This window comes from Flavobacterium sp., assembly GCF_040382755.1.
Taxonomy (GTDB): domain Bacteria; phylum Bacteroidota; class Bacteroidia; order Flavobacteriales; family Flavobacteriaceae; genus Flavobacterium.
The window spans coordinates 1-12,005 of sequence record NZ_JBEIET010000062.1 but is presented as its reverse complement, the minus strand read 5'-3'; the positions used below and the strand labels follow the sequence as shown (position 1 = coordinate 12,005).

Genomic DNA, 12,005 nt, shown 5'->3' with positions numbered 1-12,005 from the left:
TTTTGGCAAAGACAAAACAACTCCTTTTTTTAATCGAATTTCGGTTCCAATTTCAAACTCAGTTCCTATTTCTGGATTTAGTTTTTCCAACTCTTCAATTGAAATTCCATATTTTTTGGATACCGAATATTTTGTGTCTTTAGACTGAATAATATGTTTATTTGGCGTAGATAAATCTATTATTGCAGCTTTTGGAATGGTAAGAATACTATTTTCTTGAACACCGGATTTAACTTCTGGATTGGCTTTTAGAATGTCTTCAGTAGAAACATTATATTTTTTTGAAATACTATAAAGTGTTTCACCTTTAGTAACGGTATGTTTGGTTTGAGCATAATTTAAATAACTCACTAAAAATAATATTAATACAAAATATGCTTTTTTCATATGGGTAAGTTTGTGTTTTTATTACAAATCAAATTCAATGCCAAGTTAAATAATGACAAAATCAGATTCAATATCACTTTTCAAAAATAAGCATTATTATTTCAATTACAACATTTGAAAAATAAAAAAGCAATGTCAAATTTTTAATTAAATATTGACATTGCCATTGTTTTTTGATATTGTAATTTCTTTTTTATTCCCATTCAATAGTTGCTGGTGGTTTCGAGCTAATATCGTATACTACACGATTCACCCCACGAACATTATTGATAATTTCATTCGATATTTTCATTAAAAACTCATACGGTAAATGTACCCAATCAGCTGTCATTCCGTCTGTAGATTCAACAGCTCGTAACGCCACTACTTTTTCATACGTACGCTCATCACCCATCACACCTACACTATTTACAGGTAATAAAATAGCTCCAGCTTGCCAAACTTTATCGTACAAACCGTGTTCTTTTAATCCGTTGATGAAAACAGCATCTACTTCTTGTAAAATAGCTACTTTTTCTGGTGTAATATCTCCTAAAATACGAATAGCCAAACCAGGTCCAGGGAAAGGATGACGACCTAATAACTCAGGATCAATTCCTAATGTAGCACCTACTCTACGCACTTCATCTTTAAATAACATTCGTAAAGGTTCTACAATTTGCAATTTCATAAAATCAGGTAAACCACCTACATTATGATGCGATTTTATAGTCGCTGATGGTCCGCCCGTAGCTGAAACCGATTCAATTACATCGGGATAAATTGTACCTTGACCTAAAAATTTTACATCTTTTAACTGATTGGCTTCATCGTCAAAAACTTCTATAAAAGCGTTTCCAATTGCTTTGCGCTTCGCTTCAGGATCATCAAGTCCAGCTAATGCATCATAAAAAAGCTGAGAAGCATCAACACCTTTAACGTTTAATCCCATTCCTTTGTATTGGTTTAAAACACTTTGGAATTCGTTTTTACGTAATAATCCGTTATTTACAAAAATACAATACAGATTACTTCCTATCGCTTTATTTAGAATTACCGCCGCAACTGTAGAATCAACTCCGCCAGATAATCCTAACACTACTTTATCGTCACCAATTTTGGCTTTCATCTCTGCAATTACTTCTTCCACAAAAGCATTTGGCGTGAAAGTTTGTTCCACTTTTGCAATTTTAACCAAGAAGTTTTCTAACATTTGTTTCCCATCTGTAGAATGGTAAACCTCTGGATGAAATTGAATCGCGTAAGTAGTCTCACCTTCAATTTTATACGCAGCGTTTTCAACGTCTTTTGTACTGGCTATTTTAACTCCATTTGTTGGCAATTTTTTGATTGAATCGGAATGACTCATCCAAACTTGGCTATTATCAGAAACACCTTCTAAAAACACTTCGTTTTCTTTGATGTAAGATAAATTTGCTCTTCCGTATTCTCTTGTGTTAGAAGCCGCTACTTCTCCACCTGAAAAATGCGCTAAATATTGTGCGCCATAACAAACCGCCAATAACGGTTTTTTACCTCTAATTTCAGATAAATCTGGATGAAGTGCTTCTTCCGAACGCACCGAACAAGGACTTCCGCCTAAGATTACCGCTTTATAGGATGATAAATCGGTAGGAATTTTATCGAATGGAAAAATTTCACAGAAAATGTTTAATTCTCTTACTCTTCGAGCGATTAGTTGTGTATATTGTGATCCGAAATCTAAAATTAATACGTTGTTCATATTTATTAAGTAAAAAGGAAAAAGTAAAAAGGAAAAAAATCCAAAAAACTCATCCTATTAGTTTATTTATTTATTTATTGTTTTTACTACAATTGTTCCTAAAATATTTTTCAATTCTTGACTTTCTTTGATTAATAAATCAAGCGAATTGTCTTTACTATCATTTAATTCTTTTAAAATTCTTAACCAATAATTGGTTTCTCTCGCCTCTCTTAATGCAATTTTGACTTTATTAACAAAATCTGCTTTTGATGAGCCTGCTTGAGCTTCTTCGTAATTAGCTCCGATTGATGTACACGATTTACCTAATTGGTATCTAATCAAATTGTTTTCAGAGTTTGTTTCTAATGTTCTTAGATATTTTAAGCAACTAATTCCAAAATTAAAAGTTCGTTTAAGTAAATCATATTCTTTCATTTATTCTCTATTAATTCGTTTTACTTTTTACTTTTTACTTTTTACTTTTAATATTCAAACGTTCCGTATTCCGAAACTATAGTTAACTTTTTATTATCTGATGCTTCCACTCTACCTACAATTTGTGCATCGATATTAAATGATTTTGAAATTTCAATAATGTCTTGTGCAATTTCAGCAGGTACATAAATTTCCATTCGATGTCCGCAATTGAACACTTGATACATTTCTTTCCAATCGGTTTTAGAATTTTCTTGAATCAATTGAAATAAAGGAGGCACTGGAAACAAATTATCTTTAATCACGTGAACGTTGTCTACAAAGTGAAGCACCTTAGTTTGGGCACCTCCACTGCAATGCACCATTCCGTGAATTTGATTTGAATTGTATTTAGATAGTATTTTTTTAATAACTGGTGCATACGTTCTGGTTGGGGAAAGGACTAATTTTCCAGCATCAATTGGGCTGTTTTTAACAACATCAGTTAACATCGTTTGACCCGAATAAACCAATTCGTTTGGAACAGCAGCATCAAAACTTTCTGGATATTTAGTTGCCAAATACTTCGCAAAAACATCGTGACGTGCAGATGTCAAACCATTACTTCCCATTCCGCCATTGTATTCTGTTTCATAAGAAGCTTGACCAAATGAGGCTAAACCTACAATTACATCACCCGCTTGAATATTCGCATTATCAATTACATCGGCACGTTTCATACGAGCAGTTACCGTAGAATCTACAATAATCGTACGAACCAAATCGCCTACATCTGCCGTTTCTCCACCTGTGGAATGGATAGTCACACCGTGTTTCTTTAATTCTGCAATTAATTCTTCTGTTCCATTAATAATAGCTGAAATGACTTTGGCTGGAATTAGATTTTTATTTCTTCCTATAGTAGATGAAAGCAAAATATTATCGGTTGCTCCTACACATAATAAATCGTCAATATTCATAATTAACGCATCTTGCGCAATACCTTTCCAAACAGAAACATCGCCCGTTTCTTTCCAATACATATAAGCTAAAGCTGATTTTGTACCCGCGCCATCAGCGTGCATAATAATGCAATAATCTTCATCTTGTGTTAAATAATCCGGGATAATTTTACAAAATGCTTGCGGAAACAATCCTTTATCGATGTTTTTAATGGCATTATGCACATCTTCTTTGGAAGCAGAAACTCCTCTTAAATTGTAGCGTTGGCTCGTTTCAGAACTCATTATTGTAGTGTTGTTTGTTGTGTTTGGCAAAGATATAAATAATTAGGTAATGTGCCAATAAGATAATGAGACAATTTGCCAATTCAAAATAAAACAATTTAGAATTAAATAGTATCACAGAAATTTTTACAACCTTTGCAGCTAAGTTGTATACCAAACAATTAAAAAATAGAATTGGAAAAGTTAGAAAATTCATTTGCGAGTTGGTCAGTTTGTCAAATTTGTAAAGGACAAGGAAAAAAAAATCGGAGACAACCTAAAAAGTCGCTTATTCAACAAGAAAAAGTCGCAACTAAAAACGAACAAATAGCTTGTAAAAGTTGTTTGGGTTCTGGTATACTTCCTTCTGTGAATTTTCCTCAAGTTGATAACGAAAACTACCCACACGTGTCAATAATCGGTGCTGGAATTGGCGGTGTTGCTTTAGCAGTAGCGTGTTTACACCGTGGAATTCCATTTACACTTTACGAAAGAGATAAAAGTTTTGCAGACAGATCACAGGGATACGGACTAACGCTTCAGCAAGCCAGTAAAGCAATAAAAGGCTTCGGATTATTTTCATTAAAAGAAGCAATAGTTTCTACAAAACATATCGTTCATACTTCAGATGGAAAAATAATTGGCGAATGGGGACTCAGAAAATGGTTACCATCCGATACAAAAAAACAAGCAAAACATTCAAACTTACACATTTCAAGGCAAGCTTTACGTAACGATTTACTTAACCAATTGGACGAAAACAACAAGGTGCAATGGGGATATCAACTTGTTGATTTTAAAGAATCTGAAAATAAAATTGATTTGAGTTTTCAAGTAAACGGTGAAATTAAAAACGTTCAAACTGATATTTTAGTTGGTGCAGATGGCATTCGAAGTTCAGTCAGAAAATTATTGTTAGGTGAAGAAATTGCACCTTTACGATATTTAGATTGTATGGTGATTTTAGGTATTTGTAAACTAAATGCCTTAAAAAATACAAAAAGCCCTTTACTCGATGGTGCGACTGTATTTCAAACTGCCAATGGAAAAGAACGCATATATATGATGCCATATTCTAAAGAGGCTATAATGTGGCAACTTAGTTTTCCCATTTCGGAAGAAGCAGCAAAAGAAATAAGTAAAAAAGGCAAAAATTCGCTTAAAGAGGAAGCCATACTAAGGACAAATTGGCACACGCCTATTCCAGAAATTATAAAAGCTACTTTAGCATCCGAAATTTCAGGTTATCCTGTTTACGATAGAGAAATAGTAACAACTGAATTATTGAAAACTGGAAAAAACATAACTTTAATTGGTGATGCAGCACATCCAATGAGTCCATTTAAAGGACAAGGCGCCAATCAGGCGTTGTTGGATGCTTTATCTTTGGCAAGAGAAATTACAAAAAAATGTACGAAATCATCAAACTGGAAAGAAATTGGAATTCGAAAAAGCGTACTGAACGATTTTGAATCCGATATGCTATCACGAAGCGCTACTAAAGTGAAAGATTCTGCAGAAGCGGCGAAATTTTTACATACTGAAATAGCTCTTTTTGAAGGTAACGAACCAAGAGGAAGTGTATTTAAGAAAATAGATCTTTAGATAGTTAGATCTTTAGATTTTTAGATAATTAGCCAATTTTTCAATATGACGATGAGTTAACACGGCAATCTATCAATTAATAAATTCTAAGATAACAAAAAAGAGATTTATAATTTCCAAATTTTTCCACCTGATAAGATTATAACAGAATACAATGGTATTAACAAACAAAAAAGAAGATATAAAAACAATTCTTTTTTACTTGTTTTTTCAACCGTTATAATGTCAGTTTTCTTTTTAAAATATCTAAAATTTAAATACAACCATACAATTCCAATAGGATAAAAATAAAGTTTATTAACGCTGTTATCACTACTAAATTTATACATTTCTAATAGAAATATTTTACTTAAAATAAGCATTAATAAAAAGAAATGTACTCCTTGTATTATAAAAACAAGACAAACACTATTAAATATTGGGTCAAAATTTTTATTCAATTTAAAATATGAATAAAATTTTTTATATAAAAAAATATACATTAATTATTATTATTTTTTATTGGGTATATATTTATAATCGCTTAAACTACTAATTTAATCAATCAGCAAATTGGCTAATTGGCACATTGACTAATTATCTTACATTTCTAAAATCATAATTTCTACTCTTCTATTCGCAGCTGCTTGTTCTTCAGTTGCTTCTGGAATGGCAAATTTTGGTTTCGAAACACCAAATCCTTTTACTTTTATACGACGTTCTAAAATGTAATTTGATTGTAAAATACGTTTAACTTGTCTGGCTCTATCTAAAGATAAATTTCGAATATCTTTATCCACACAACAAATATGCCCTTGAATCTCAATATATAATTTTGGATTCATTGTCATAATTCGAATCAATTCAAAAATTTCTCTTTGAGAAGAAGGCATAATGCCAAAGGAATTTTTATAAAACTGAATTTCAGGCAAAACAATTAAAGTTCCTGGTCGAGACAATTGAATTTTTTCTTCTAAAGTAGCGCCTTCTGGGAAATTCATATCCTTTTCCTCAATTGGAATTAATCCGTTTGTTGGATTATCTTTTGGAACTTCCTCCTCTACTTTTGGTTGAATTAACAATGCCTCTTTAGCTAAATCTTTTTCTTGTAAAAAAACGATAATGGCTTTTCTGTTTTCTGCTTTACTATTCGATTTTGCACCTTTTTCGCCTAAAGAAATCGATTTAAAATCTTCCCTAATTTTTACAGAAAGTTTTACTTTATTAAAAATATAATCCACACGTTTTTGCGATAACGTATCATTGTAACCTGATGAACCCACTTCATCCGTAGAACCCGTAATAGAAAGAATTTTTGATTTTTGATTGGCACTAATCCATTTATTCAATTTTGTCAATTCGACTTGATTTAATGCAGATTTATTGTTTTCAAAATAAAACGAAACACTTTCTTGACCAAAAAAGGTAAAAGGCAAAAGGTAAAAGGCAAAAGCAAATAGAAATTTCATTATTTTGAATGTTTTATGATTTTGATAGCCACAAATATAGACTAAAAACTATGCCATTTATTTATCAACGATTAAAATTTCTATACGACGATTCGCTTTTCGTTCCTCTTCATTTTTTTCTGGAATGGGAAAAATAGGTTGCTCTGCATCGAAGCTTTTATAACTTAATCTCGATGTATCAATTCCGTTTACCACTAGATATTCAATGGTTCCAACACATCGTTTTAAAGCAATTTCTTCTTTATCTTTTCCGGGCGTGCAACAAATATGACCGTGAATTTCTATCTTTAATTTCGGATTATCTTTCAATGCTTTTAGTAATTCTTCCCGAGGTTTATAGGATTCTGGATATAAAATATCCGTTCTGTCGTAAAAGAATAAATTTTTAAGTACTAATTTATCACCTTTTTTAGATTTAGAAATACGTGTACCTAAACTTTCTTCTGGAACAACTTTTGGTGGCGCTATTTTTTCTATTTTAAAATGAATTTCTACTTTTCTGTTTAAATCTAAATCTTTCAATTGATTGAAATTTTCTCCTTTAGATTTTACTTCAAACACAGAATTAAAAGAAGACAATCGAATTAAACTTGAAACAAAATTGGCTCTTGCTAATGCTAATGAATCGTTATATTTATTAGAAGAACGCAAATCGCAAAAACCAATAACTTTATGAATTTTTAAATCTTTTGTTTTCATAAATTCATTGAATTTAACCATTTCTTTTTGGCTAAGCTCACTTGAATTGGTATCAAAATAAAGTGTCATCTTTTTTTGTGAAAAAGACGTTAAGCAAAAAATAGAAAATAAACTTATAATTAATGATTTCATAAAATCGTACTTTTTAGTATAACTTAAAACTGACAAAATTATTGTAAAAAAAATGCTTGTTATTTCTAACAAGCATTTTCAAATCTAAACAAATATTATTTAATAAAAAACAATTCTCTGTATTTTGTTAATGGCCAAATTCCATTATCAACTAAAAGCTCTAATTTATCGCAGTGTTCGCGAATTACTTCAAAATATGGTTTTACTTTATTACAGTAAGCAGCTGCCATTTTTTCCGTATTGTCTAAATTATTTGCTTTTTTACGTTCTTCAATCATTTCATCAATATTACGATTGATCCCTTCAATATGTGCAGAAATTTCTTTGATTAACTCAATTTGTTCTTTCGCAATTTTTGTGAAATCTTTTTCGAAAATATCTTTTAAACCTTTTACGTTTTCAATTAACGTATTTTGATATTTAATAGCTGTAGGAATTACGTGATTACGAGCTATGTCTCCTAAAACTCTTCCTTCAATTTGAATTTTTTTCGTGTACTCTTCTAATTCAATTTCGTAACGTGATTCTACTTCAATGTGATTCATTACACCTAATTCTGCAAATAAATCAAATGCTTTTTTAGAAACTTTCGCTTTTAATGCTTCTGGAGTAGTTTTATGATTACTTAATCCGCGTTTTTTAGCTTCTTTTTCCCAAGCATCGCTATATCCGTCACCTTCAAATAAAATGGCTTTTGTACCTTTTATGTATTCTCTTAACGTATTGAAAATCGCTTCGTCTTTCTTTAAATCTTTCGTTTCAATTAATACATCAACTTCTTTTTTGAAGTCGATTAATTGTTTGGCAACAATTGAATTTAAAGTAGTCATTGAAACGGCACAGTTAGCTGTTGAACCCACCGCTCTAAATTCGAATTTATTTCCTGTAAACGCAAATGGCGAAGTTCTGTTTCGATCTGTATTGTCTAATAAAACATCTGGTAATTTTCCAACTACGTTTAATTTTAAATCTGTTTTTTCTTCTGGAGATAATTTTCCTTTCGTAACACCTTCTAATTCTGCTAATACTTTTGTTAATTGTTGACCAATAAACACAGAAATAATTGCCGGTGGCGCTTCATTTGCTCCTAAACGGTGGTCGTTACTTGCTGATGCAATTGACGCTCTTAATAATTCTTCGTAATCGTGAACCGCTTTAATTGTGTTGATAAAAAACGTTAAGAACATTAAATTACTCATTGGCGTTTTTCCTGGAGACAATAAATTGATTCCAGTATCTGTTGCTAAAGACCAGTTGTTATGTTTACCTGAACCATTTACACCTTTAAAAGGTTTTTCGTGGAATAAAACTTTGAAATCGTGTCTTTCAGCAACTTTTTCCATTACATCCATTAATAAGGAGTTATGGTCAACTGCTAAATTGGTTTCTTCAAAAATTGGAGCCAATTCAAATTGTCCTGGCGCTACTTCATTATGACGCGTTTTAACAGGAATACCTAATAACATACATTCGTATTCTAATTCTCTCATATATTGTAAAACACGAGTTGGAATAGAACCAAAATAATGGTCATCTAATTGTTGTCCTTTTGAAGACGTGTGTCCTAATAAAGTTCTACCAGTAGCAATAATATCAGGTCTTGTAGCTGCTAAAGCAGAATCAATTAAGAAATATTCTTGTTCCCAACCTAACGTTGGTGTAATTTTTTTAACATTTTTATCGAAATATTTAGCTACTTCTGTAGCAGCAGTATCAATCGCACTTAATGCTCTTAATAAAGGTGTTTTATTATCTAAAGCTTCCCCTGTATACGATACGAAAACAGTAGGAATACATAAAGTACTACCAAAAATAAATGCAGGAGATGTTGGATCCCAAGCTGTATAACCACGAGCTTCAAATGTATTTCTAATTCCACCATTTGGAAATGATGAAGCATCTGGTTCTTGTTGAACCAATTGCGAACCTCCAAATTTTTCTACTGGGTCTGAACCGTCCATTGATGTTTCGAAAAAAGCATCGTGCTTTTCAGCAGTAGTTCCTGTTAATGGTTGAAACCAGTGTGTATAATGTGTAACCCCTTTTGACAAAGCCCACTCTTTCATTCCCATTGCTACGTAATCTGCAATTTTACGATCGATTTTTGTTCCTAATTCAATAGCGCTTTTAACTGCTTTATAAGCATCAGGAGTTAAAAATTGACGCATTGATTTGTCGTTGAACACATTAGAAGCAAAAATTTCTGATTTTCTTGCTGTTTCTTCAAAAGAAACTGGTTTTCTACTTGTAGCTTTATCTAAAGCTTGGAAACGAAGTGTAGCCATAAAGTTAGGTTTTAAAATTAATTTCTAAATTTTACACTACAAAAGTATAAAATATTTACAAATAAAAAAACTTACCCCCTAAAATTTTAGGGGTAGATTAAAAATATTTTAATTTTCAATATATTTTAAAGAAAAAACCAGGGGTCAAACTAACAAAAACGTAAAATCACATTTTTAATCTGAATGAAGCTAAAAATTTCTGAATTTTAATTTATATTTGCTAAAAATCAATTATTATGACAGTTTGGATTATTTTTCTAATCGCAATTTCTATATTTTTAGCACTCGATTTAGGTGTTTTTAATAAAAATCCTCATATCATTAGTAGTAAGGAAGCCTCTAAATGGACTATTTTGTGGGTAACATTATCGTTTATGTTTTCTGGCGTGGTCTATCTTTTATACAGCGGAGGTCACATTGAAAACCCAACTAATTTAAAACCAACAGACGCCTCATTAAAGTTCATTACTGGATATTTAATAGAACTTTCCTTAAGTGCTGATAATATTTTTGTAATAGCCATTATTTTTTCATCCTTTAAAATCCCACAAAAATACCAACACAGAGTTTTATTTTGGGGAATCATAGGCGCTATTGTTTTTAGAGGTTTAATGATATTTTTAGGTGTAGCACTTATCAATAGATTTGAATGGATTATATACGTTTTTGGTGCTTTCTTAATTTTTACAGCTATGAAAATGCTATTTAGTAAAGAGGAAGAAGAATTTGACCCTAAGGATTCTAAAATATATAAGCTAATAGGTAAAATATTTCCAGTTCATACCGAAATTGAAGGACAGAAATTTTTTATTAGAAAAGAAAACATAAATTATGTAACACCTTTATTTATTGCATTAATTGTTATTGAAGTAATGGATGTAATTTTTGCATTAGATAGTGTTCCTGCTATTTTAGCCATTACTTCTGACCCGTTTTTGGTTTTCAGTTCTAATATTTTTGCGATTTTAGGATTACGTTCTATGTATTTCTTCTTAGCGAATATGATTGAAAAATTTAGTTATATTGAATACAGTTTAATTGCTATTTTAACTTTTGTTGGTGTAAAAATGTTATTGATTCATCACTTCCCAGAATATTTTCCAGAATGGTTATCATTAGCATTTATTGCATTATCAATTACAATTGGGGTTGTAGTTTCATTACAAAAAAATAAAGAATAAAATTTGTTATTCTAATTCAATACTATAAAAAATAAATAATGAAAATATATACTAAAACAGGTGACACCGGCACTACTGCCCTTTTCGGAGGAACAAGAGTACCAAAAGACCATATCCGAATTGAAAGTTACGGAACAGTTGACGAATTAAATTCACATATTGGGTTAATTCGTGATCAAGATTTCAATGCACATTATAAAGATATTTTAATTGAAATTCAAGACCGTTTATTCACTGTTGGTGCTATATTAGCCACACCACCTGAAAAAGAAGTATTAAAAAACGGTGAAAAACGTTTACAAAACTTAGGTATAATTGAAAGTGATATCGAATTACTTGAAAAAGAAATTGATGCTATGGAAGAAGCATTGCCTCCAATGACACATTTTGTTTTGCCAGGCGGACATACAACCGTGTCATATTGTCATATCGCACGTTGTGTATGCAGAAGAGCCGAGCGTTTAGCAGTGCATTTAGACCATAACGAACCTGTTGCAGAGATTGCAATTAAATATTTAAACCGACTTTCTGACTATTTATTTGTATTGGCACGAAAGTTGTCTTATGATTTAAACGCTGAAGAAGTAAAGTGGATACCTAGAAAATAAGTTTTAGAAATCCCAAAAGTATAAATTCCAAAACCCAAAAAAGGAATACGTTTTAAATAATTAAATATTTGAATTTTAACTATTTGGAATTTGTTTTTTACATTTTGGAATTTAAGAAAATTAAGTTCTTAAAATTTATTAAAAAATAATTCAAAAAAAACTTGTCTTTTTAAGTAATAAATTTATTTTTGCATTAAACTATAAAATCTAAATAAGATGTATTGGACGTTAGAATTGGCATCATATTTAAGTGATGCGCCTTGGCCTGCTACAAAAGACGAATTAATTGACTACGCCATCAGAGCTGGAGCACCA

The 12,005-nt window shown here is 31.0% G+C and carries 11 protein-coding genes; 4 read left to right on the top strand and 7 right to left on the bottom strand.

The features are described from left to right. The 4 genes from ABWO04_RS07080 to ABWO04_RS07065 all read right to left on the bottom strand — a co-directional run. On the bottom strand, positions 1-387 hold a 387-nt coding region (locus ABWO04_RS07080), incomplete at its 3' end, for a lytic transglycosylase (protein WP_353078613.1). Between the two features lie 193 nt (positions 388-580). Then, positions 581-2,110 (bottom strand): glutamine-hydrolyzing GMP synthase, encoded by a 1,530-nt coding sequence (guaA, locus tag ABWO04_RS07075; protein ID WP_353078611.1) that lies wholly within the window; start codon positions 2,108-2,110, stop codon positions 581-583. Positions 2,111-2,176: 66 nt separating this feature from the next. Beyond that, a complete protein-coding gene (locus ABWO04_RS07070; RefSeq protein WP_353078609.1) occupies positions 2,177-2,527 on the bottom strand; it encodes a four helix bundle protein in 351 nt (116 codons plus the stop codon). Between the two features lie 47 nt (positions 2,528-2,574). Further along, a complete protein-coding gene (locus ABWO04_RS07065) occupies positions 2,575-3,753 on the bottom strand; it encodes an AIR synthase related protein (RefSeq protein ID WP_353078607.1) in 1,179 nt (392 codons plus the stop codon). A 174-nt stretch (positions 3,754-3,927) separates the two neighbouring features. Between ABWO04_RS07065 and ABWO04_RS07060 the strand changes: the two genes are divergently transcribed. Beyond that, entirely contained in the window at positions 3,928-5,337 is a 1,410-nt protein-coding gene (locus ABWO04_RS07060) for an FAD-dependent oxidoreductase (protein WP_353078605.1), read from the top strand. Positions 5,338-5,918: 581 nt separating this feature from the next. On the opposite strand, the gene ABWO04_RS07055 is transcribed toward ABWO04_RS07060, so the two are convergent. The 3 genes from ABWO04_RS07055 to ABWO04_RS07045 form a co-directional block, all read right to left on the bottom strand. Then, positions 5,919-6,785 carry an OmpA family protein gene (locus ABWO04_RS07055; RefSeq protein WP_353078603.1) on the bottom strand — a complete coding sequence of 289 codons (867 nt, stop codon included), beginning with the start codon at positions 6,783-6,785 and terminating at the stop codon, positions 5,919-5,921. A gap of 57 nt (positions 6,786-6,842) precedes the next feature. Beyond that, positions 6,843-7,616 carry an OmpA family protein gene (locus ABWO04_RS07050; protein ID WP_353078602.1) on the bottom strand — a complete coding sequence of 258 codons (774 nt, stop codon included), beginning with the start codon at positions 7,614-7,616 and terminating at the stop codon, positions 6,843-6,845. A gap of 95 nt (positions 7,617-7,711) precedes the next feature. After that, positions 7,712-9,901 carry a glutamine synthetase III family protein gene (locus ABWO04_RS07045; protein WP_353078600.1) on the bottom strand — a complete coding sequence of 730 codons (2,190 nt, stop codon included), beginning with the start codon at positions 9,899-9,901 and terminating at the stop codon, positions 7,712-7,714. Positions 9,902-10,137: 236 nt separating this feature from the next. Between ABWO04_RS07045 and ABWO04_RS07040 the strand changes: the two genes are divergently transcribed. From ABWO04_RS07040 to ABWO04_RS07030, 3 genes are all read left to right on the top strand, one after another. Beyond that, positions 10,138-11,082 (top strand): TerC family protein, encoded by a 945-nt coding sequence (locus ABWO04_RS07040; RefSeq protein WP_353078599.1) that lies wholly within the window; start codon positions 10,138-10,140, stop codon positions 11,080-11,082. 38 nt (positions 11,083-11,120) lie between these two features. Continuing rightward, complete coding sequence (locus ABWO04_RS07035) at positions 11,121-11,690, top strand: cob(I)yrinic acid a,c-diamide adenosyltransferase (RefSeq protein ID WP_353078597.1); 570 nt, start codon at positions 11,121-11,123, stop codon at positions 11,688-11,690. Between the two features lie 216 nt (positions 11,691-11,906). Next, a partial coding sequence (locus ABWO04_RS07030) for a DUF2795 domain-containing protein (protein WP_353078614.1) occupies positions 11,907-12,005 on the top strand: 99 nt, incomplete at its 3' end.